20 protein-coding genes and 1 pseudogene are annotated in these 22,161 nt (G+C 69.5%); 14 read left to right on the top strand and 7 right to left on the bottom strand.

The features are described from left to right. The first annotated feature begins 47 nt into the window (after nucleotides 1-47). Entirely contained in the window at nucleotides 48-1,637 is a 1,590-nt protein-coding gene (locus tag ACFVVM_RS05515) for a GMC family oxidoreductase (protein ID WP_387613216.1), read from the top strand. 45 nt (nucleotides 1,638-1,682) lie between these two features. On the opposite strand, the gene ACFVVM_RS05510 is transcribed toward ACFVVM_RS05515, so the two are convergent. Beyond that, the gene (locus tag ACFVVM_RS05510; protein WP_387613214.1) at nucleotides 1,683-3,434 is read right to left on the bottom strand and encodes a phytoene desaturase family protein; all 1,752 of its coding nucleotides are present in this window, start codon (nucleotides 3,432-3,434) and stop codon (nucleotides 1,683-1,685) included. Nucleotides 3,435-3,519: 85 nt separating this feature from the next. On the opposite strand from ACFVVM_RS05510, the gene ACFVVM_RS05505 reads away from it, so the two are divergent. After that, nucleotides 3,520-4,092 carry a TetR/AcrR family transcriptional regulator gene (locus ACFVVM_RS05505; RefSeq protein ID WP_387613212.1) on the top strand — a complete coding sequence of 191 codons (573 nt, stop codon included), beginning with the start codon at nucleotides 3,520-3,522 and terminating at the stop codon, nucleotides 4,090-4,092. Between the two features lie 99 nt (nucleotides 4,093-4,191). Here ACFVVM_RS05505 and ACFVVM_RS05500 read toward each other — a convergent pair whose 3' ends face one another. Beyond that, the gene (locus ACFVVM_RS05500; protein WP_387613211.1) at nucleotides 4,192-4,668 is read right to left on the bottom strand and encodes an HAD-IIIC family phosphatase; all 477 of its coding nucleotides are present in this window, start codon (nucleotides 4,666-4,668) and stop codon (nucleotides 4,192-4,194) included. A 207-nt stretch (nucleotides 4,669-4,875) separates the two neighbouring features. Here ACFVVM_RS05500 and ACFVVM_RS05495 point away from each other — a divergent pair, with 207 nt between their 5' ends. After that, nucleotides 4,876-6,102, top strand: coding sequence for a PucR family transcriptional regulator (locus tag ACFVVM_RS05495; RefSeq protein ID WP_387613209.1), 1,227 nt, complete (start codon nucleotides 4,876-4,878; stop codon nucleotides 6,100-6,102). 108 nt (nucleotides 6,103-6,210) lie between these two features. Continuing rightward, complete coding sequence (locus ACFVVM_RS05490) at nucleotides 6,211-7,761, top strand: acyl-CoA carboxylase subunit beta (protein ID WP_387613207.1); 1,551 nt, start codon at nucleotides 6,211-6,213, stop codon at nucleotides 7,759-7,761. Here the strand turns inward: ACFVVM_RS05490 and ACFVVM_RS05485 are convergent, their stop codons facing one another. Together ACFVVM_RS05485 and ACFVVM_RS05480 are read right to left on the bottom strand one after the other, a co-directional pair. Continuing rightward, entirely contained in the window at nucleotides 7,762-9,120 is a 1,359-nt protein-coding gene (locus ACFVVM_RS05485) for a lipase family protein (RefSeq protein ID WP_387613205.1), read from the bottom strand. A gap of 231 nt (nucleotides 9,121-9,351) precedes the next feature. Next, complete coding sequence (locus ACFVVM_RS05480; protein WP_387613203.1) at nucleotides 9,352-10,545, bottom strand: lipase family protein; 1,194 nt, start codon at nucleotides 10,543-10,545, stop codon at nucleotides 9,352-9,354. A gap of 219 nt (nucleotides 10,546-10,764) precedes the next feature. Between ACFVVM_RS05480 and ACFVVM_RS05475 the strand changes: the two genes are divergently transcribed. The 4 genes from ACFVVM_RS05475 (at nucleotide 10,765) to ACFVVM_RS05460 (ending at nucleotide 12,956) form a co-directional block, all read left to right on the top strand. After that, nucleotides 10,765-11,082: a hypothetical protein gene (locus tag ACFVVM_RS05475; RefSeq protein ID WP_387613202.1), complete on the top strand. Its 318-nt coding sequence runs from the start codon at nucleotides 10,765-10,767 to the stop codon at nucleotides 11,080-11,082. Between the two features lie 93 nt (nucleotides 11,083-11,175). Continuing rightward, nucleotides 11,176-11,661, top strand: a complete 486-nt coding sequence (locus ACFVVM_RS05470; protein WP_387613200.1) for a DUF2599 domain-containing protein — start codon at nucleotides 11,176-11,178, stop codon at nucleotides 11,659-11,661. 35 nt (nucleotides 11,662-11,696) lie between these two features. Further along, on the top strand, nucleotides 11,697-12,353 hold the full coding sequence (locus ACFVVM_RS05465; RefSeq protein WP_387613198.1) for an NAD(P)-binding oxidoreductase: 657 nt from the start codon (nucleotides 11,697-11,699) through the stop codon (nucleotides 12,351-12,353). 348 nt (nucleotides 12,354-12,701) lie between these two features. Then, the gene (locus ACFVVM_RS05460; RefSeq protein WP_071928500.1) at nucleotides 12,702-12,956 is read left to right on the top strand and encodes a hypothetical protein; all 255 of its coding nucleotides are present in this window, start codon (nucleotides 12,702-12,704) and stop codon (nucleotides 12,954-12,956) included. A gap of 71 nt (nucleotides 12,957-13,027) precedes the next feature. Here ACFVVM_RS05460 and ACFVVM_RS05455 read toward each other — a convergent pair. Continuing rightward, a pseudogene (locus ACFVVM_RS05455) lies at nucleotides 13,028-13,912 on the bottom strand (helix-turn-helix domain-containing protein). Nucleotides 13,913-13,930: 18 nt separating this feature from the next. Beyond that, nucleotides 13,931-14,164: a DUF397 domain-containing protein gene (locus ACFVVM_RS05450; protein ID WP_387613195.1), complete on the bottom strand. Its 234-nt coding sequence runs from the start codon at nucleotides 14,162-14,164 to the stop codon at nucleotides 13,931-13,933. A 357-nt stretch (nucleotides 14,165-14,521) separates the two neighbouring features. Between ACFVVM_RS05450 and ACFVVM_RS05445 the strand changes: the two genes are divergently transcribed. The 6 genes from ACFVVM_RS05445 to ACFVVM_RS05420 all read left to right on the top strand — a co-directional run bounded on the left by ACFVVM_RS05445 (nucleotide 14,522) and on the right by ACFVVM_RS05420 (nucleotide 20,596). Next, nucleotides 14,522-14,755 carry a hypothetical protein gene (locus ACFVVM_RS05445; protein ID WP_387613193.1) on the top strand — a complete coding sequence of 78 codons (234 nt, stop codon included), beginning with the start codon at nucleotides 14,522-14,524 and terminating at the stop codon, nucleotides 14,753-14,755. A gap of 89 nt (nucleotides 14,756-14,844) precedes the next feature. Then, nucleotides 14,845-15,279, top strand: a complete 435-nt coding sequence (locus ACFVVM_RS05440; protein WP_387613192.1) for a CBS domain-containing protein — start codon at nucleotides 14,845-14,847, stop codon at nucleotides 15,277-15,279. A gap of 46 nt (nucleotides 15,280-15,325) precedes the next feature. Further along, a complete protein-coding gene (locus ACFVVM_RS05435) occupies nucleotides 15,326-16,600 on the top strand; it encodes an aminotransferase class V-fold PLP-dependent enzyme (protein WP_387613190.1) in 1,275 nt (424 codons plus the stop codon). 32 nt (nucleotides 16,601-16,632) lie between these two features. Next, the gene (locus ACFVVM_RS05430) at nucleotides 16,633-17,883 is read left to right on the top strand and encodes a heavy-metal-associated domain-containing protein (protein ID WP_387613188.1); all 1,251 of its coding nucleotides are present in this window, start codon (nucleotides 16,633-16,635) and stop codon (nucleotides 17,881-17,883) included. Continuing rightward, nucleotides 17,880-19,283 carry an alanine racemase gene (locus ACFVVM_RS05425; RefSeq protein WP_387613186.1) on the top strand — a complete coding sequence of 468 codons (1,404 nt, stop codon included), beginning with the start codon at nucleotides 17,880-17,882 and terminating at the stop codon, nucleotides 19,281-19,283. The genes ACFVVM_RS05430 and ACFVVM_RS05425 overlap by 4 nt, the downstream gene beginning before the upstream one ends. Further along, a complete protein-coding gene (locus tag ACFVVM_RS05420; protein ID WP_387613185.1) occupies nucleotides 19,283-20,596 on the top strand; it encodes a pyridoxal-phosphate dependent enzyme in 1,314 nt (437 codons plus the stop codon). Before ACFVVM_RS05425 ends, ACFVVM_RS05420 begins: the two co-directional genes overlap by 1 nt. Here ACFVVM_RS05420 and ACFVVM_RS05415 read toward each other — a convergent pair whose 3' ends face one another. Further along, on the bottom strand, nucleotides 20,597-22,114 hold the full coding sequence (locus ACFVVM_RS05415) for a condensation domain-containing protein (RefSeq protein ID WP_387613183.1): 1,518 nt from the start codon (nucleotides 22,112-22,114) through the stop codon (nucleotides 20,597-20,599). Nucleotides 22,115-22,161 lie beyond the last annotated feature (47 nt).

Here is a 22,161-nt window from a genome sequence, read left to right as displayed (position 1 = left end):
TGTCCGAGTTGGCTACGACAGATGCAGTGCAGGATCGGAGTTAAACAGTGCAAGCAGGTGGGACGTCCGCGGATTACGTGATCGTCGGCTCCGGATCCGCGGGGGCGGTGCTCGCGAATCGGCTCAGCGCCGACGCGGGCACCACGGTCGTACTGTTGGAGGCCGGACCGGCCGACGACGACAAGTTCGCCCACATTCCGGCGGCGTTCTCGAAACTGTTCCGCACCGAGCGTGACTGGGACTACCTCACCGAGCCGCAGCCCGCCCTCGGTGACCGGCAGATCTACTGGCCGCGCGGCAAGACCTTCGGCGGCTCCTCGTCGATGAACGCGATGATGTGGGTGCGCGGCTTCCGCGCCGACTACGAGGAGTGGGGCCTGCTCGCCGGGGAGAAGTGGAACTTCGCCGCCGCGGTCGAGCAGTACCGCAAGATCGAGAACGTGCAGGACGCGCAGTTCCCCGACGAGGGCTCCAAGGGCCCGCTGCACGTGCAGCGCCAGCGCAGCCCGCGCGCGTCCACCCACGCGTTCCTGGAGGCCGCGCGCCAGGCGGGCCACGAGCTCGAGGCGCCGAATCGTCCCGCGCCCAAGGGCTTCGCCCAGACGATGGTGACCCAGCGCGACGGCAGGCGCTGGAGCACCGCCGATGCCTACCTGCGGCCGGCGATGAAGCGCGCGAATCTCACCGTGCACGCCGAAGCGCTGGCGACGCGGGTGCTGTTCGAGGGCACCCGGGCCACCGGGGTGGAGTACACCCAGGGCGGGCAGACCCACACCGTCACCGCCGATCGCGAGGTCATCCTGTGCGGCGGCGCGGTGAACAGCCCGCAGCTGCTGCAGCTCTCCGGCATCGGCGACCGGGAGGCGCTGGCCGAGCACGGCATCGACCTCGTCGCGCACTCCCCCGAGGTCGGCGAGAATCTGCAGGACCATCTGATCGCCGCGCTGGGCTACGGCGTCGAATCCGATTCGCTGTACACGGCGGAGAAGCTGCTCGAGCTGGTCAACTATCTGGTCCGGCACCGTGGCATGCTCACCTCCAATGTCGGTGAGGCGTACGGGTTCGTGCGCAGCGAGCCCGAGCTCGAGCACCCCGATCTGGAACTGATCTACGCGCCCGCGCCGTTCTATCACGAGGGTCTGGTCGAGGCGACCGAGCACGGGGTGGTCCTCGGCGCCATCCTGTTGCGCCCGCGCAGCCGCGGCAAGATCAGCCTGGCCTCGGCCGATCCGACCGTCAAGCCGGTGATCGATCCGCGGTATCTGTCCGACCCCGACGGCGCCGATCGCGCGGCGCTGGAAGCGGGACTGCGCGTGTGCGCCGGTTTGGCCGGGCAGCCCGCGCTCAAGGCCACCCTCGGCTCGCTGATCTACCCGCCGGAGTCGCCCGAGGATCTCGAGGGCACCATCGCGCTGACCATCGAGAAGTTCTCGCACACCCTCTACCACCCGGTCGGCACCTGCCGGATGGGCACCGACGCCGCCAGCGTCGTCACCCCGGAGCTGAAGGTGCGCGGTGTCGAGGGTCTGCGCGTCGCCGATGCCTCGGTGATGCCGTTGATCATCCGCGGCCACACCAACGCCCCCGCCATCTTCATCGGCGAGCAGGCCGCGGACTTCATCCTGGCCGAGGCCTGAGCCGAACCCGGTGGCGCGCCGACGATTCGGCGCGCCACCGGATCCTCACCCGAGCATGGGTGCGGCCTGCGCGTCCTCGTCCACGGTGTGGTCCTTCGACCCGTATCCGCGGCTGAAGGCCAGCGGATCGAAATCGGAACCCCACGGGGTGAGCCGGGACGGGTCGGCGAGCACGGCACCCTCGTGGGTCTCGCGCGCCAGGTCGCGACCGAGTATCGCGCCGGCGGCGTGTTGACCGCTGAGCATGGCTCCTTCGGTGCCGGGTCCCCACCTCGTGCTGGTGCCGACGGTGAACAACCCTGGGATGGGGGTTCGCACACCCGGCCGGAACGGTCCGGACTGGCTGGGGCCCATGGCGAGGCCGAACGGGGCGCCACCGCTGTTGCCGACGAACCGCTCCTGGGTCGCGGGCGTCGCCAGTTCGCTCCAGCGGACCTTCGACGAGGAGCCGGGGAACGCCTGTTCCATCCGCTCCAGCATAGCGTCGAGGACGATCTTCTTGACCTCGCGGTAGGTCCGGTCGGCGCGATATTCGCCGGTGGCCACGTCGTAGCCGCCGAATCCCCACAGCTTCGGGTCGTAGGGCGTGATGGTCTGCACCTCGACGGTCGCGTGCCCGTCCGGCGCGGCCCGCCGATTCGACGGATCGCGCCGCGACGACGACTGCACGAACATCGGCTGCCGCTTGGCGAACTCGCGGGCCCACGCGGCACCGTCGGCATGTCCACGACCGCCCACGACCGCACTGGACAACCGCTGCAGCGACCACAGCGAACCGGCATCGTCCCAAGTCGGGATGGCGAAGTAGTTGCTGTTCGGGGCAGTGCTCAGGTCGAGGTCGATACCGAAGAACCCGTTGATCAGCGGGTGTGACATGCGCCAGCGCTTCACCCGCTGCAGCTGCGCGAACGGCAGATTCCGCAGACCGACCAGATCGGTGTAGGTGCGGATGATGTCCGCGCCGGAAACCACCACCGGCGCCGTGATCCGCTCGCCACCGGCCAGTTCGACACCGCTCACCTTGCCGTTCTCGAGCAGAATCCGCTCGACCTTCGCGTTGGTGCGGATCGTCCCGCCGTGACCGCGAATCACCTCGGCGAAACCGGCGACCAGCATCTGCCCGCCGCCCTTCGGGTAGTAGGCGCCGCCACCGACATAGTTGCCGAAGAACCCGGCCTGCATCGCGGTGGTCACCGACAGCGGTGTCGAGGCCAGGGCGCCACACTGCACCGACAGCGCCATGATCGTCGCCGGTTTCAGTCCGCACGCGACCAGCAGCGAGATGTAGGGCGTCATCGCGAAGGGCGCCGCGGTTCCGGCCGCGGCCATGGCCTTGGCGAACCCGAGGTTCGAGGCCGGCGTGCGGCTGCGGTCGACCGACTCGCCGAGCTTGCGGATCACCGAGACGAAGCGGCGCAGCCCGCGCTCCTCACCTGGAAACGTCGCCAGCAGATTGGCCAGGTAGTTGTCCCAGCCGACGGGGGTTCGCAGTTCGAGGCCGGGCCCGATGATCGTGTCGAATCCCGACGGATCCAGCGGCAGCCACTCGATCCGGTCGTCGAGGCCGAGACCGCGCATCAGCGTGGGCACCTGACCGCCGGGCCCGCAGTCCCCGACGTAGTGGACCCCGCAGTCGAACTCCCACTTGCCCTGCCGCCGGAAGACATGCGAGCTGCCGCCGAGCACCGAGTATCGCTCCAGCAGCAGCACCCGCTGTCCGACAGCCGCCAGATGCGCCGCCGCGCTGCTGCCGCCGAGCCCGGAGCCGATCACGATCGCGTCGAATCGTTCACCCATCACGGAGGTCCTCTCACCAGGTTGGTGTTACTTAACGTCACACTAGCATGATCGGTCTACTATGGAGCCTGGTAGAAGGGACACCATGGCGAAAGAAGCGAAGGCACGGTTGATCGAGAGCGCGATCGACCTGATCCGCCGGGACGGCGTCGCCGGAACGGGGATCACCGAGGTCGTCGCGCACAGCGGGGCCGCCCGGCGCTCGATCTACCTGAATTTCCCCGGTGGGAAGGACCAGCTCGTCACCGAAGCCGTCACGGCGGCGGGAAAAGCGATCAGCCGGGCACTGGAGACGTTCGGCGAGGCGCATACGCCCTCGCAGACCCTCGCGAGCTTCATCGCGCTGTGGAAAGTAGCGCTGCTCGACAGCGACTTCCAGGCCGGCTGCCCGATCGCCGCGGGCGCGCTCGCCGGGTCGGCCGCACCCTCGGCGCCCGCCACCGCCGCGGCGACATTCGCCGACTGGGAGGCCCGGCTCACCGAGCAGCTCACCACCGCCGGAGTGGCCCCGCAGACCGCGGAATCCCTCGCGGTCATGGCCATCTCGACGATCGAGGGCGCGGTCCTGGTCAGTGTCTGCAGCCGCACGGTGCGACCACTCGATGTCGCGCTCGCGCACTTGAACGAGCTGCTCCGCCTGCACAGTCCGAGCGACTGACACCGCCGGATCGTCGCCCGGAATGGCAGTCGATGCATCTTTGCGCGTGATGCATTCCAGCGGGCATGCGAATGCACATGGCCCGCAGGCGGACCCGGGTCAGAAGGCGGGCACCCGGGCGAACCCCAGCGGGGGCGTCGGGAGCGGGCCCGAGCGCAGGTCGTGGCGGAAATCCGGCAGCAGCGGCAACATGTCGACATTGCGTGCGGCGTAGCAGCGCACCATCGGCAGCGCCCGCGACACCTCGGCCCGCTCGACCGGTTCGGCGTCGAGGAAGGCCAGCGCGTCGAGGCCCAGACCGAGCGTGTCGGCCAGCCGCACGATCGAGGCCGACTTGCGGCCCCAGCCCACCTCGACCGCCGAGAACATCTCGTAGAGGCCGTGCCGGTAGAGCGTGCGCAGCGTCCGCGCACGATCACCGCGCGCCGCGACGGCGTGCAGTACGCCGCGCTCGCTCAGTTTCCGCAGCGTGCGCAGTGCCTGTGGGCGCACCGCGGTGCTGGTCCCGTCATGGACCACACCGTCCCACAGGGTTTCGTCCAGTTCCCAGACCAGACAACGGACGGCAGGTCGCATGGTGCCCCTATCGGTTCGTTCCGGCGCGGAGAACTCTACAACCACCGATAGCTCGGGACCAGACTTGTGACCGGTCACCAAGGGCACTCGAAGGCATGGGCCCCGTACCCAGAAGCTGACGTTCCATTCCAGTTTTCTCGTCTCTTGGCTAGGGTGAAGTCGCTGGGCAGCCGGGGGTAGAGCCGAAACAGGGCGAAGGGAACACAGATGTCCGTTCACAATCCACCCCGACAATCGCTGACCGTCTCCGGCAGGCCGATGTCGTCGCCACTGAAGGACGTCCGCACGCTCTCGCGCCAGATGGTCGGCCATTTCGTCGCCAATGTCGCCCCCTGCGGCACGCTGCCGGGTGACGCCATCACCGGTGACGTCACCACGATCACCCGGATCTGCCTCGAATTCGCCGTCAGCATGCTCGACGGCCGCGACATCCCGAACAAGTTGCAGCGGCTGCAGGACGCGGCCAGCGGCTGGGCGCGCGAGGGCGTGCCGATCGACACGATCCACCACTCGATCGCCGAGGGCTTCAAGATGGGCCTGGACCTGGTGGTGTCGAGCGCGTCGGTCAAGGACTTCGACAACCTGCTCGACGGGGTGAAGGTGGTGATGGAGCTGCTCGACACCATCACCGCCCAGGTCTCGCTGGCCTATGTGCGGGAACTGCGCGGGGTGGTCAGCGAGCACCACACCGCCGTGCACACGCTGACCTCGGCACTGCTGGGTGGGCACAGCACCTCGACGATGGCCCGCGAATGCGGCATCGCGATCGCCGAGAACTACGCCGTGCTGGCCCTGGCCATCCCGCCGCACCGCGAGGAGGCCAACCCCGCCCTGGACACCAAGGTGGTGGCGCGGCGCAAGTTGCGCCGGGTGCAGGCCGAACTGGCCAAGCGCTGCGGCGATTCGGCGCTGTCGCTGCTCAGCGTCGACGGCGGCACCGTGCTGATCCCGGCCGACACCTTCGATCGCGAGGGTCTGGCCGCGCTGGTCGCCCAGCTCTCCCAGGCCGCGCAGGTCGGCATCACCGCGGCGCTGGTCGAGACGAGCACCACGGGGGTCCCCGACGCCGCCGACCAGTCCCACGAACTGCTCGACATGGTGCAGCGCCTCGAGGTGACCTCGGGGCTGTACCGCTTCGACGAGCTCGCCCTCGAGTACCAGCTGACCCGCCCCGGCCCCGGCCGGGAATTCCTCGGCTCGCTGCTCGACCCGCTGGATCAGTACCCCGAGTTGCTCGAGACCCTGCAACGCCACATCGCCAACAACCTCAATCGCCAGCGCACCGCGCGAGTGCTGCACGTGCACACCAACACGGTCGACTACCGGCTCAAGCGGATCGGGCAGCTCACCGGCTTCGATCCCACCCAGCCCTCGGGCCTGTGGTACCTGCGTTCGGCGCTGGTCGCGCGCAGTTACCGCTCCTCCGCCGCCTGACTCCCGCGCCGCCGCAATATTCTGGAACACTGACACTTCACAGTGTCCGCGGGCTACGCTCGCGACTGTCGCCAACGACGGCGAAGAGTGTGAAGGGCAAGACCACCGATGAGCGTGACGCGCGAAAAACTGGACCAGCTGCGGGACATCCTGGAGCTCGCCGAGGAACCGGCGGGCGAGGTCGGCATCGCGAAACGTAAATCGAAAGACATTCCCAGTGCGCGCGAGCGGGTCAGGGCGCTGCTCGACCCCGGCAGTTTCGTCGAAATGGGCAAATTGGTGCGCCAGCCGGGCCGCGCCGAAGCCATGTACGGCGACGGTGTCGTCACCGGCCGCGGCGAGATCGACGGCAGGCCGGTGGTGGTGATCGCGCACGACCAGACCGTCTTCGGCGGCTCGGTCGGCGAGATGTTCGGTCGCAAGGTCGCCGCGGCGCTCGACTTCGCGCTGGCGAACCTGTGCCCGGTCGTGGCGATCAACGATTCCGGCGGCGCCCGCATCCAGGACGCGGTCACCTCGCTGGCCTGGTACGCGATGATGAGCCGTCGCCAGGAACAGCTCTCCGGACTGGTGCCGCAGGTCTCGATCATGCTCGGCAAGTGCGCGGCCGGGTCGGTGTACGCGCCGGTCAACACCGATGTGCTGATCGCGACCGAGCAGTCCTACATGTTCGTCACCGGGCCCGAGGTGATCCGGGAGGTCACCGGCGAGGTCGTGACCATGGAGGAGCTCGGCGGCGCGCGGGTGCAAGCCGACAACGGCACCATCCACCATGTCGCCGCCGACGAGGCCGCCGCCTTCGCCTGGGCGCGTGCGTATCTGAGCTTCATGCCGTCGAGCTGCAACGAGCAGCCGCCGATCGTCAACCCCGGGCTGGAACCGGAGATCACCGACGCCGACCGCGAACTGAACACGATCATTCCCGATACCGACCGCACCGGCTACGACATGTACGACATCGTGCTGCGGCTGTTCGACGACGGCGAATTCCACGAGATGAGCGCCGCGACCGCGCCCAATCTCATCACCGGTTTCGCCAGGGTCGACGGGCGCCCGGTCGGCGTGGTGGCCAATCAGCCGATGGTGCTCGGCGGCGCCCTCGACGCCAAATGCTCCGACAAGGCAACCCATTTCATCCGGATCTGCGACGCGTTCCGGATCCCGCTGATCTTCGTCGTCGACACCCCCGGCGTGCTGCCCGGCGTCGACGAGGAACGCAATGGCGTGATCAAGCGCGGTGGCCGCTTCTTCCGCGCGGTGATCGAGGCGACCGTGCCGATGGTGACCGTGGTGGTGCGCAAGGCCTATGGCGGTGGCTACGCCGTGATGGGCTGCAAGCAACTCGGCGCCGATCTGAGCCTGGCCTGGCCGACCGCACGGATCGCGGTGATGGGCGCGGAGAGCGCGGTCGGCATCGTCGGCAGGCGACAGCTCGACCAGGTCCCCGCCGCCGATCGAACCGCGGTGCGCCAGTACATGATCGACCAGTACAACGCGACCGTGGCCACCCCGTGGATCGCGGCCGAGCGCGGCTATATCGACGCGGTGATCGAGCCGGCGCGCACCCGGCTCGAGATCCGCCACGCCCTGCGCCTGCTGCGCGAGAAGGAGGCGATCGTCCGCCCCAACCCGCGCAAACACGCGCTGTTCCCGGTGTGATCAGCACTCGCTGCGGGCCGCGACGCCCTGGAGCCGCTCGTCGAGCCACAGCATCGCCTCCGGATACCCGGTGACAGCGCCGACGATGTGTTCACCGAACACGCCGCGGTACACGGCGTTCGCACCGAGCGCGCACTGCTCGGCGTAGAGGTTGCGCGCACCCTCGGCGGGGATCCACCACTCCTGTTCGCCGTTGTAGATGTAGAGCGGGGTCGCCGAACGCATCCCGCCCATCCGGGTGATCTCGTAGATCTGGGTGGCCAGCTCCGAGCGCAGCGGGTCGGCGATGTTCGCGCCCACATCGATCGGCAGGTGCAGTACACCGGGCACCGCGAACACGCTCACGCACTGATCCTTCATCGGTGAGGTCGCCACCCAGCGCGCGAGATTGTTCATCGCGGCGAGGATCTCGGGCCGCTCGCGCCCGATCGCGAAGGTCGCGGCCATGAAGATGCCGGAGGCGAGATTGCCGTTCATGCTGCGCGCGAGCATCTCGAAGTCGGCAGGCACCCCGCCCAGTGCCGCGCCGACGATGACCTCGGCCAATTCCGGTGCGTAGGAATCGATCAGCTTGGCCGCGCCGTGCGTGGCGATGGCGCCACCGGAGTATCCGGTCATGGCGACGCGGCTCGTGCCATAGGTCGCGGGGTCACTCCCCCGGACCGCGCGGATCGCGTCGAGCACCGCGTGCCCGGCGACGTAGGGTTCGGCATAGGCCATCCACGGTCCCTCGTGATCGGGCACGAGCACCGCGTAGCCGCGCAGCACGGCCAGCTGGGTGGTGGGCGGCAGGAACTCGGTCATGCTCGACTGGGTCGAGATGCCATGTGTCAGTGTGTAACCCGGCGTGCACTTGCGGCCCAGCGCGTCGATCGGCAGGTTGTTGACCAGGACGGGCCGGTCCCCCGGCCCGGTCCAGTCGGTGGCGGGCACGATCAGGGTGGCGGTCGCGAAGGACGGCCGGCCGTGCGCGTCGGCGGTGCGATACTTGAGCAGGGTCGCCGAGCGGATGGGCACCAGGGTCAGCAGGCCCGCGACACGGGTGATGTCACGGGTCTCGATCAGCTCCCCCGGCGCCAGCTCGGCCAACCCCTCGGGCCAGTGATCGAAGATCGGATCGCCCACGGGCGAGGGCAGTACGGCCGCGCGCAACGCGGCGAGTTCGGCGGCCGGATCCCCCGCCTCGCCGCCGGCGGGCTGGACAGGTGAGGGCAGCACCTGGTCGATCCACCGTTGCAGCTCGGGCAGGAAGCCGGGCGCACCCGGGAGTTCGGGCGGTGGCGGATCGGCCGCGGCGGTGCCCACGGCGAACGAACACAGCAGCAGCAACGAACAGACGAGCACACGCACAGATCTCATGACACACGCGCCTTCGGGTGGATTCGTCGGTGACGTGCGGCGATGCGGTGCTTCGAATCCCGCCGAACCTCCCCCAGTGCGCCGTCGTCATCAGTGCAATCACGGTACGCCCGGCCGAGCGCGCGAGCCGGTCGTCGTAGTCGACTCGTGCGCGCAATGCCGCTCTATCGCAACAACAATCGGCCCGGATCCGCATCGGGGTCGCGGATCCGGGCCGATCGAAACCGGGTCTCAGCAGGTGCTGGGCGCCGGTTCCCCCTGCAGCCGCGCGTCGAGCCATCTCAGCGCGGACGGCAATCCGAGCACGGCCGCGGTCAGGTGGTCCGGGGTGGGCGTCGACTCGGTGACCACCGGCGTGCCCGCCGCGCACCAGCGGTGCGTGGTGGCGGTGATCGCGTCGACCGGGATGAGTCCGTCGATGGGCGAATGCCATTCGAACACCGGCATGGTCGGTGTGCCGGGATGGAGCTCGAGACTGTTCTCCTCCACGACGGCGCGGGCCTGTGGGTCCTCGACCAGGGAGGTGGTCGCGGCGAAGTCGAGAATGCCGCGCCCGGCACCCGCGCCGAGGATCTCGTTGGTGCACGCGTCGGCGATCGAGTCGCGCGCGGCGAGCCCGCGCGCGTTCATCTGCGCGCTGATCGGAAACCGTTCGGGATACTCACGTTCCAGGCCGATCCCGGCGGCCAGCGCGAGCCCGAACACCGGATGCGAACCGAAGCCCAGCCCCTCCAGCATCGACACCAGGTTCATCGGCACCCCGCCCATCGCGGCACCGGCGATGTCGAGCTCGGGCGCGTAGTCCGGCTGCAGCGCCGCCGCCCAGGCCGTGGCCATGCCACCGCCGGAGTAGCCCGCCATCGCCACTCTGCTCTCGCGCACCCGGAGCTGCTCGACCTGGCGCACGGCCCGGATCCCGTCGAGGGTGACCTGCCCGCCCAGTTTCGCGGCGCCGTAGGCGAAGTTGGGGCCGAGGTGATCGGGCAGCACCATCGTCCAGCCGCGGCGCAGGGCGAGGTTCCAGGCGACGGCCTCGCGCACCATCAGGTTCGGGTCGTCGGTGTAGAGCACCTTGGAGACCGAGCAGCGCACGCCGAGGCCGTTGATGATGTGCTGATACGACAACACCGGGGCATCGGCGGGCTGGTTGTTCGGCTGCAGCACCGTCGTCGTCGCGGCGATCGGCTCGCCCGCGGAGTTCGTCGACCGGAACTGGATCAGGGTGATCGTGGTATCGGGGAACATGGCCAGCGGCGGCATCGCCCGGACGCCGAGCACGTCGCCGGGCTCGGTGCCGGACAGGTCGTCGGGCTGGGCGTAGAACGGATCGGGGTCGGCGCTCGGGTACAGCGGGGCGCCGTGGCCCGCGGCGGGAACCAGCATCAGCACTGCCGCGACGAAACAGATCAGCAGAGTTCGGATCATGCGGCCCTCCTCCCGTGTCGCTGTCCTCGGCAGCGATACTTGCCGGTACCGTGGCTCGCCGGTACCCCTTTCGGACGACATCGGCGGAGCTCACAACACCCGCTCGGCGACCCTTGTGACCGGAGGCAAGCCATCTGCCGCACACCTGTGGGAGCCACACCGTCCCGATCCCGGGCCACTGTGAGATCTCCAGGCGAAAACCAGAACACGTTCTGCTCGATGGCGCGAGTCCTACTGTTCGGTAGGAAGGCGCTCACCAGCGCCGGGGCGAAAGGAGCACACGCCATGATCCCCCTCGACGAGAACATCGCCGCCACCTCCGACCGCATCGACCCGGCCGAGATACCCACCCGCCGCATCACCGTCTACTTCGACGGTCCCACCCCGCAGGACGCGCTCGTCCTCGAATACGCCGCCACCCAGGCCGAGGTCTGGGAGTTCACCTCGGCCGCCGTGCACTCGGGCCTGCTGGTGACCGTGGACGGCCGCGTCGGCCCAGGTCTGCGCCGATTGCCCTGCCGATCGTTGTGGCACTGATCCCGCCGCCACCGACACCGCCCGGCTCGCCGCACTAGGCTGGCCGGGCGGCCACGTCGGTGACCGCGGCACCGGAGCAGTGAAGGGGCGTTCGTGACACGGTGGCTGTACCGGCCCGCACTCGCCGTGCTGGCGCTGGCCGCGCTCACCGGTTGCGGTTCGACGGTCGAGGAGACCGTCGTCGCCACGACCACGACCTCGCCGAGCACGACCGCCAACAGGGTGCCGGCCACCATCCCGCCGCCGACGACCACCGTCGACCCGTACGCGGGCCTGCCGCTCATCGACACCGTGCGGTGGACCGAGAACATCGACGGTCCCCGGCTGCTGGTCTTCCCCACCGTCGCGGGCCGCAAGACCGCCGCCCCCGGCACCGATGAACTCGCCTGGCGGGAAGTGCTCGCCCTCGACGCCACCGCCGACGCGCCGGGCATGCGAGACCAGTTCCTCTGCCACTGGGTGTGGGCGAGGATGGTGGCGCCCGACAAGCCGAGCTGGAATCTCGAACCGTGGCGCCCCGATGTCGGCTATCAGGCCACGGTGTCGGCCAACTGCAATCCCGGCGGACCGGAACGCTGACTCCCCCGCCGAGCCGCTCGAAAGGAGCCCTTCCCATGCGCATCGTCGTCGCCGGTGGACACGGCAAGATCGCCCTGTTGCTGGCCCAGCAACTCACCCGCCGTGGCGACCAGGTCCACGCGCTCATCCGCGATCCCGGCCAGGCCGCCGACATCGCCGCGACCGGCGGCGTCCCGGTCATCTACGACATGGAACGCGACACCCCGGCCGACCTCGCGGCCGCGGTCGACGGATCGGACGCGGTGGTGTTCGCCGCGGGCGCCGGGCCCGGCAGCGGGGCCGCCCGCAAGTACACCGTCGACCTCAACGGCTCGGTTCAGCTGGCCGACGCCGCCGAGCAGACCGGCGTCCGCCGGTTCGTGCAGATCTCGACGATGGGCGCGGGCAGTCCGCCCGCCCCCGGCACCGACGAGGTGTGGGCCGCCTACATCGATGCCAAGACCCGGGCCGAAGCGGACCTGAAGTCCCGCGAACTCGACTGGACGGTCCTGCGTCCCGGCATTCTCACCGACGCCGAAGGCAACGGTCTGGTCACGCTCGGCGCACCGCCGATTCCGCGCGGAGAAGTGCCGCGCGCCGATGTCGCCGCGACCCTGGCGTCGATCTTGGTCGCGGACAACACCTTTCACCGCACGCTGGAGCTGGTCTCCGGATCCGAGCCGATCGAGGCCGCCGTCGCGGCGATTCGATAGCCGAAAATTAACCAACACAGGTTATTTCGCCCGATCGCGCGATCCGGACAGACCGGCGGTAATACCGTCACCACCCCATGTCACCGGTGAACCGCCGGTCACACCCCTGTTCCCCCGCGACCCGTCGCGATGACGGTGGCGTAAACGTGGATTCGCCGCTCAGAAGCCGGGAAATACGCCGCATCGAGACGGAATCGATCATGCAGATGTGCTTGCATCTGAAAGTGTCTCCGTCCTAAACTCAGGGCCGCAACACAATTCAGGGGACAGTCAGGGGAGGCCGCGAGCGGCACGCCTGGGGCTATAGTTGCCTTGGGTTTGCCACTGCCTACACACAGGGGCGTTCACATGAACAACACCAACGGCCGATACGGCCTCGCTGATCGCGCAGCGACCACCCACCCCGTCACCGCAGGGTGCTCCAGGGAAACCGCGGTTGCCTTCGTCATCGACGCCGTGGAGTCCACCGGCGCGGCGACTCGCAACGATTTCGACATCGACCGGATCGTGACCACCGCGCACGAACTGGCCGACGACTGGGATCTGCAGATGCTGACCCCCGACACGTTCTGGCGCATCGCCGCAGGCTGTATCCGCTACTGACCCGCCACGGCAAAGGCCGACCGAGCACGCTCGGTCGGCCGGTCGTTCCGGCGGATTCGCTCCGCTAGGCGTCAGTCCCGGTTGGCGTAGTCGAGCAGGATCTCCCGCGAACGATCCGGCCGTGAGGCCTGCACGCTGAGCTGATCCATGACCGACAGATACAGCGCCAGATCCTGGCGCCGCTCCAGATAGAGCGCGCTGGTGAGTTGCTCGAGGTAGACGATGTCGGGCAGCTCGGGCTCGGCGAAGCGCAGGATGCTGAACGAGCTCCCCGCCGCCGCGTGCCCACCCGCCGAGTACGGCAGGACCTGCACGGTCACGTTCGGCAGCGTCGACAACTCGGCCAGGTGGCGCAGCTGGGCGCGGTGCACCTCGCGGCCGCCGATCGGGCGATGCAGCACGGCCTCGTCGATCACCGCTCACACCACCGGTGGGTCGACCCGGCGCAACACGTCCTGGCGCCGTTGACGCACCTGCACCCGACGTTCGGTGTCGGCGTCGTCGAAGCCGAGGGTGACGATCGCCCTGGTGTATTCCGGGGTCTGCAGCAGACCGGGCACCAGCTGCGCCTCGTAGGTCCTGATCTGGCTGGCCGCCTGCTCGAGCCCGAGGTAGGTACTGAACCAGGAGGGCAGCAGATCGCTGTAGCGATGCCACCAGCCGGGTTCACTTGCCTGCCTGGCGAGTTCGAAGAAGGAGGCGCGCTCCGCGGTGTCGTGCACGCCGTAGAGCGTGAGCAGATCGCGGATGTCGCGCTCCTTGAAACCGGTGCGCCCCAACTCGAGTCGGCTGATCTTGGCGTGGGAACCACGGATCGCATCACCCGCGGCCTCACGGGTGATGCCCTTGCTCTCGCGAAGTTTCCGCAACTGCCCACCGAGCGCGATCCGCAGCACGGTGGGGCCGCGGTCGACAACCGGTTGCACGCGACCGATCTCGTCGGGTTCAGCCGTCATGGACGCCGATATTACCCATCAGCGGGTCAGGTAGTCGAACTCTCCGGCCTTCGCGCCGCGGATGAATGCGTCGATCTCGGGCCGGGTGTAGAAGATCACCGAGCCCTGCGGGTCGCGCGAGTTGCGCACGGCGACCGAACCGTCCGTCGCTTCGGCAACCTCCACGCAGTTCCCGCTGGGGTTGCTGAAGGTGCTCTTGCGCCAGGCACCCGTGCCCGGACGTTCACGCTGATCATGCCGCATTCCGGACATGCCACACTCCTGGTTCTCGAATGATGCCCACCGGTACGAAAGTTACAGATGCACGCACAAACGTTCTTGCAGATGCACTGTGCGATGCGCAGATTAACATGCTCGCGACCACCACGCACCGGTCGGTACTTACCCGACGTCACGACCTGGGCCCGTGCGAGAAGGTGACGTCCAGTCCCCTGAATTCGCAAGCGCCACAAGCCGATCACCGATCCGACACGACCGATTCGACTGTGCAGATGTTCTTGCATCTGCAAACGAAGCGGCCGTAGACTCGGTTTGCAAGATCACCGGGAGGTGCATCCGGCCCCACGCGCCGGAGACCTGCCTCCCGGCGCCGGATGTGAGGGGCCACGGATGAGCATTCCGTTTCGATCACCCCGCCGGGTCTCGGCCGGTACCGCCGGCCTCGAGGTCCCGCGACACCTCGGCGCGGCGGGAGTGCCGCCGACCGCCTGTACCGACGAGCCCAACGGGCTCACCTATCGGCAGGCGCGCGAGATGCTGCGCCAGCACGATGTGCACGGACCACAGTGTCGTCAGTGGCTGGCCGCCGCGGCCTACCTGTCCGCGGGGCTGGACGACGAATGACGCGGTCGTAACGTCTTCGTGCTGGTCAGACCCGGTCCGTCGGGGCATGCTGAGAGGCAACGTCGGCACGGGACACAGGTGAGCGGCACATGCGGATAGCGGAGATCCTGCGGAACAAGGGAGCGGCGGTCACCACGGTGGAGCCGCAGACAACGGTGCGCGCCCTGCTGCGGGTGCTCGCCGAGCGCAACATCGGCGCGGTGGTGGTCTCTCCCGATGGCGCCACGATCACCGGCATCGTGTCCGAGCGCGATGTGGTGCGCCGCCTCCACGAGCACGGTGCCGCCCTGCTCGATCAGCCGGTCACCGACATCATGACCGCGCAGGTCCGGACCTGCGGACCCGAGGACCACGTCGATTCCCTGCGCACGGTCATGACCGAGCACCGGATCCGGCACATGCCCGTCATCGAGCGGAACCGACTGGTCGGCATCGTCAGCATCGGCGATGTGGTCAAGAGCGCGATCACCGAGCTCGCCGCCGAACGCGAGCAGCTCGTCGACTATCTCCAGGGCAAGTACTGACGCCACCTCGGCTCGAAAAGCGTTGCGCGCGCGTATCGTTGATCGGGTGCACCCTCTCCGGCCCGCGCTCGCCGCCGTGCCGGTGCCGCACGCGCCCACGCCGGTGCCCGCCGCCGTTCGGCAGCGCTTCCCGGCCCTGGCCGATCCCGATGTGGTGTATCTCGACAGCGCCGCCACCACCCAGAAGCCCGATACCGTTATCGCGGCGGTGACGGCCTATCACGCCGAGCACACCGCGAACGCGGGCCGGGGCAGCTACAGCTGGGCGACCACCCTCGCCGCGCGGATCGCCGCGATCCGCACGCGCGCCGCCGGTTTCCTCGGTGCGCGGTATCCGGACGAGATCGTGTTCACCAGCGGGGCGACCGCCGCGCTCGGCGCGATCGCGCACAGCTGGGGCCTTGCCGTCCTCGACGATGGTGACGAGATCCTCTACAACCCCGCCGATCACGCCGCCAATGTGCTGCCGTGGCACCACCTGCGCGACACCATGGCCCGGTTCGGGCGCCGGATCGTGCTCCGCCCCTATCGCAGCACCGTGACCGGTGAGGCCGACACCGACGACATCCTCGCCCAGGTCGGCCCGCGCACCCGGCTGATCACCACCAGCCACCTGCACCACGTCTACGGCGGGCTCACCACGCTCGAGGAGCTGCGCGGCCGGATCGACCCCGCCATCGCGCTGTGTTTCGACTGCTCGCAGAGCGGCGGGCACCTGCCGGTGGACGTGACCGAGCTCGGCGCCGATTTCGCGGTGTTCGCCGCGCACAAGATGTTCGGGGCACCCGGCACCGGCCTGCTGTACTGCCGACGGCGCGTGCACGAGCAGCTGCGCCCGTTCCTGCCCGGTGGGCATTCCGGTGTGCGGATCACCGAGGCGGGCCTCGTCGGGACCGGTATGCCGGAACTGCTCGAGGGCGGCACCTACAACATTCCCGGAATCCTCTCCCTGGCACCCGCCTTCGATCTGCTCGACGAACTCGACCTGTTCGCCGTCGCCGCGCACAACCGTGAGCTCACCCGCTGTCTCATCGAGGGGCTGCGCCCGATTCCCGGGGTCGAGTTCCTGCCGGGTCCGGCCCACGCGAGCTGCGCGGTCGGGTACGGGATCGTCTCGTTCACCCTCGACGGGATCAGCGCGGCCGATCTCGGGTTCGTGCTGGCCGACGCGGGTTTCCTGGTCCGTACCGGAGCGCACTGCGTGCCCTCGGCCGACGCCGGGACGGGTTCGGTGCGGGTGAGCACCCATCTCTACAACACCCTCGACGAGATCGATCGATTCGTCGCCTGTGTGTCCGGCATCGCCGGGCACCGGCGTTGAGCACGACCTGCCCGAGCAGCCGAGGAGGAACGATGGGTACGTCCCCCGCGCCACACTACGATCGCCGCGGTGCGTCCGAGGTACTGGCCCGCCTGGCCGCACCCGGGCTCTTCGCGGCCACGGAGACCTCCGTGCCCGCGCGGATCACCTTCCGGGCCACGGCTTTACCGGCCGAGACCGGCAGTCACCTCACCCAGTCGCAGCGGATGTATCTGGAGCGGTTCATGCGCCCGTGCCGTCCGGAGCAGGTGACCAGCGCGACGCATCGGATCACCTGGACCGACACTGCGGGTGTGCCCAACACCGGGTATTTCCGCACCGCGGGCGCCGGTCCCGCACTCGCCGTCGTCGCGCGCGAGGCGGTGCTGGCACTGTGGCGTTCGCTGGCGGCCGCCGGTCTGCCGGAGCGTGCCGCCGCCCTGCCCGCCCACGACCACACCGTGCTCACCGCGACCACCACCGATCACGATCCGCACGAGATCTTCCGGGTCGGTGTGGAGGCGGCGGGACGGGCGCTGGTCCAGCACGGGCTGATCGCGGCCGACACGCCCTATCGCGGGATCGCCGAGCTGGCCGGGGGCCTGCGCGATTCCGGCATCTTCGCCGCGGTCGCCACCCGCTGGTTCTGGGAGTTGCAGGCCTCGACCTTCCGGCGCGGGATGATTCCGGTGCGCCTGGCCACCCAGCCCGATGGCAGCGTGCGCTACACCGCCGAGTCCATCGCCACCCTGCGCGCCATGAAGGACGCGACGATCGCCGACGCGCGGGCCGTGATGCACCGGGCCACCACCGAGGAGGGACTCGACATCGAGGCCGCGGTGGCGAAGTATCACGACGACCTCGATCTGATCTCCCGTCAGTACGCGTTGCTCGCGCCGGGCACCAGGCCCACCTGCCTGGCCGCGGCGCCCCGGACGGTCGACGGTGCCGCGGTGCATGTGCTGGCGACGGTCGTCGACCGTTTCGTCGAGACCGTCGCGGTGCTGGCGGACACGGTCGAGGTGGTCGAGGACACCACCGTGGTGGCGCTCGACGATTCCCGCGACGACGACGGTGTGTTCTCGGTGCCCGATATGAGCTGTCGGCACTGTGTCCGCACGATCACAGCGCTGCTCGAGTCGATGGACATCCCCGTCGTGGAGATCGATCTGGAGGCCAAGCGGGTGGTCGCGGGGATCCGTAGCCCACGTAACCGGTTCCGGGTCTTCGAGGCGCTGCGCGACGGCGGCTACAACCCGGTCGACGCCGTGTCGGCGCCGGTGCCGGGTGCGTCGGTGGGATGACGCCGCCCGCCGTTCCCGCCGCGCTGCATCCGTTGGTCGCCGCCTTCCTCGACGACCGCGAAGCCGTGCGCGCGGCGCTGCACCGGTTCGGCTCGCCCCTGCACCTGGTGTTCCCGCAGGTGTTCGAGGCGAATCTCGCCGCGCTGCGGGCGGTCTCGGACGCCGGGTCTGCGCGCCACCGGATCTGCTACGCGCACAAGGTGAACAACTCGGCGGCGTTCGCCCGGACGGCCGCGCGGGCGGGGATCGCCGTCGACGTGTCCTCGGTCCAGGAATTGCGCTCGGCGCTGGCCGCCGGATTCGCGCCGGATCGGATCGAGGTGACCGGGCCGAAGGGCGCGACGCTGCTGCGCGCCGCGCTGGCCGCCGGGGTGACGGTGAATGTCGACAATCTCTGGGAGCTCGCGCGGCTGGCCGAGCTGGCGACCGCGAATGTCGCTGTCCTGCTGCGGGTTTCCGGCTTCGCGGGCAGTGCGCCGAGCCGGTTCGGTGTGGACCTCACCGAGATCGACCTGGCCTTCGATCTGCTGGTCCGGCATCGCGAGCGGTTACGGTTCCTCGGGGTGGCGTTCCACCTCGACACCGCGGCGACGGCCGAACGAGTCCAGGCGGCGGGCGACTGCCTCGACCTGATCGAACGGGCGTACGCGCGCGATCTCACGCCGACGGTGCTCGACATCGGCGGCGGCCTGCGCCAGGTCTTCACCGCCGATGCCGGGAACTACGACGCCTACGATGCCGCCCTGCGCGCGGGCCTGCTCGGGCGCGGTCCCGCGGTGCACTGGGGCGCGAACACGTTCGGCTATCACGTCGCCGACGGCACCGCGCACGGCGGACCGGTGTTCCACAAGTACGCCAACACCGAGTCCGCGGCGGCCATTTTCGCCGAACTGCTCGCCGCTCCGCTGCCGGGTCATGGCGGGCGGGCATTGGGCACAGTGCTCGCCGACAATCTCCTGGAATTGTGGCTGGAGCCGGGCAAGGCACTGGTCGATCAGGCCGGAATCACCGTGGCAGAGGTCGAATTCGTGAAGCGAGCGGGCAACGGCGCCCAGCTGGTGCATCTGAACCTGAGCCGCGACACCGTGACCGCGGCCGATCAGGAGGTCCTCATCGATCCGATCGTTCTCGCCGACCCACCCGAATCCACGGCGGTCGGGGTGTATTTCGCCGGGCAGCTGTGTCTGGAACGGGATCTGATCACCCAGCGGCAGGTGCGGCTCGCCGGGCTGCCCGCGCCGGGCGATCCGGTGGTGTTCGTCAACACCGCCGCCTATCACACGGATTTGTCGGCGGCGCAGGCCGGCATGCACCCGCTGCCCACGAAAGTCGCTGTGCTGCACCATGATGGCGGTTTCGTGCTGTGTCCCGATGGCGACTATCGCCCCGAGGCCCGCTGATGGTCTACTCCCACATCACCGAGCTCATCGGCAACACTCCCCTGCTGCGCCTCGACCCCGCTGTCCACGGCTTGGACGGGGTCGAGCTCTACGCGAAACTGGAGTCGCACAACCCGTTCGGTTCGGTGAAGGACCGCGTCGCGTGGGCGATGATCCGTGACGACCTGGACCGGGTCGCCGCGGGCGGACAGTCGTTCATCGAGGCCTCCAGTGGCAACACCGCCAAGGCACTGCGGGTGCTCGGCGCATTGCACGGCATTCCGTTGCGGGCGGTCACCAATCGGATCAGGGTGGCCGAGGTCAGGCAGCTGTTGCAGCTGCTCGACACCGAGATCGTGGAACTGCCCGGCCTGTCGGAGTGCCCCGACCCGCATGCCGCCGATGACGTCTCCGCGGTCATCGAGCACACCATCGGCCAGGCGCCGCACCGCTGGTATCACCCCTCGCAGTACACCAACGAGCGCAACATCGCCGCTCATCACGACGGCACCGGCACCGAGATCGCCACCGATCTCGCCGATGCCGGGATCGCGCATCTCGACTACCTGATCGGTGGGCTCGGCACCACCGGCTCCACCCGCGGCACCGCGACCGCGCTGCTGGCGCACCATCCGGCGCTGCGCACCGTCGGGGTGGTGTCGGACCGGTTCGACTTCATTCCCGGGATCCGTTCCGAGCGCGAGATGTGGGAGGTCGGGCTGTTCCGGCCGGACTTCTACGACGAGATCGTCACCGTCGACTCGGCAGCCGCGATCACCGCCACCCTCGACCTGGTCCGCGGCTACGGCGTGCTCGCCGGACCCACCAGCGGCGCCGGGTACGCCGCCGCCCTGCGCACCCTCGCCGCCGCGCCGCGCCCGCCCGATCGCCCGCTCGTCGCGGTCCTGATCGTGTGCGACCGGCTCGAACCGTATCTGTCCTACTTCGCCAAGCGCCGACCCGAGCTCTTCGGCGCACCGACCGGTCCGCCCGCCCCCGGACCCGACGACACCGCTCCCGCCCTGTCACCCGACGAGCTCGCCGCGCTGGACCGGACCGGCAGGCCCACCATCGTCGACACCCGCGGCGCGATGGCCTATCGCGTCGGGCACGTGCCCGGCGCCCTCAACATCCGCGACGACCAGCTCGACGACATGCTCACCCAAGGCGTGCCGTTCGCCCGATCCCGGCCGGTGGTGTTCGTGTGCCCGATCGGCGAGACGTCCCAGCGATTCGCCGCACTGGCCCATCGGGCCGGCTACGACGCGTACAGCTTGGCGGGCGGCATCATCGCCTGGCGCGACGCGGGCCACGCGCTCGAGCGCGGTGGCTGATCAGACCAGTACCGTCACCGCCCGGCGAGCGGGCGCCAACGAGCGGGAACGGCCCGAAGCGGCCAGCAGGGGCGGAAGTGGCCCGCGATAGCCGTCGGCGAGCAGACCGACGACCGCGCGGAAGCGGGCGACGAACCGGTCGGCGGTGTCCTCGTCGAACCGGGCGGTCGGGTAGATGAAGGAGCCGTCGATTCCGGCGGGCGCGCCGTGCGAATCGTAGTGCTCGGTGAGCCCGAACTCGAGATCGTGCTTGGCCCTGATCACGCCGGTGGGTACCTCGGTGATCGAAAGGCCCGCGCCGGGTTCCGTGGCGGCGCGGGGAGTCTCGGCGCGCTGCAGGATGAGCGTCGCCTGGAACAGCGGGAAGGTGGCGTCCTGGAGCAGGCAGCGCTTGAGCCGGGGGTTGGGGGTGTCTGGGTGGGCGTAGGCGGCCAGTGCGACCCGGCGGACCTGGTCGACGAGTTCGTCGACATCGCCCGCACGATCCAGGCGCACCCGCATCAGCACGTCGTCGGAGAAATTGCCGACCAGATCGTCGAGCAGCCGGTGATCGCGCCCCGACACCGCGGTGGCGACGGTGACATCCCTGCTGCGGGCGAACGCGCCGACCGCCACCGCGAAGGCGGCCTGCAGCACCATGAACAGACTCGCCCGCCCGTCCTGTGCCAGCCGCAGCAAACCGGCGTGGGCGCGCGCGTCGAACGAGATCGGCAGCAGCGCACCGGTCGCCGGATCCGCCTGCGGGCCCGACGGTTCGCGCACGGGCAGGTCGAGCAGGGCGGGGCGGCCGGCCAGCGCATTGGCCCAGTACCGCAGCTGATGGGTGGCCCGGCTCCACTCGTCGGTGAACTCCCCGAGCTGTTCGTGCTTCCACAGCGTGTAGTCGGTGTAGGTGATCGGCAACGGCGCCCAGTCCGGTGCGGTACCGGCTCGGCAGGACAGGTAGGCGGTGATCAGATCACGGATCAGCGGGCCCATCGACCGGCCGTCGACCGAGATGTGGTGCACGACAAGGGCGATGACCACGTCATCGGGGGCAAGCACGTACATCCGCGCCCGCAGCGGGAGATCGGTGGCGAGATCGAAGGGCAGACGGGCCAGCGCGGCGATCGCGGGCCCGAGTTCGGCTTCGGTGACGCCACTTTCGGCCACATCGAGCGCGACCTCGGCGGGGTCGGCCACCACCTGGACCGGGCCGTGCTCGGTCACCGGATAGCGGGTCCGCAGCGGTTCGTGGCGCCGGACCAGGTGCCCGATGGCCGCGCGCAGGGCCGTCACATCGACGGGCGCGCCACGTAAACGCATGGCCCGCGCCACATTCCAGTCCGCGGACCGGCCGAGCCGGGCGGCCTGCCACATCCGCTCCTGGGCCGGCGCGAGCGGTACCCGCGCGGGCCGCGGCCGTGGCGCGAGAAGCGCGACGGGCGGTGTCGGCGGCCGGAAACACACCGCGTCGGTTCCGGTTCGCCGCGTCGTCACCAGCACGCCGCGACCGGCCTCGTATCCCCCCGACCTCATCCCCGCACCGGGGTCCAACACTCGCCTACGACCTCCACACCACATCG

Source organism: Nocardia sp. NPDC058176, assembly GCF_042883805.1.
Lineage (GTDB): Bacteria > Actinomycetota > Actinomycetes > Mycobacteriales > Mycobacteriaceae > Nocardia.
Note: the sequence above shows the minus strand (reverse complement) of the source record. Positions and strands in the feature narration are given on the sequence as shown.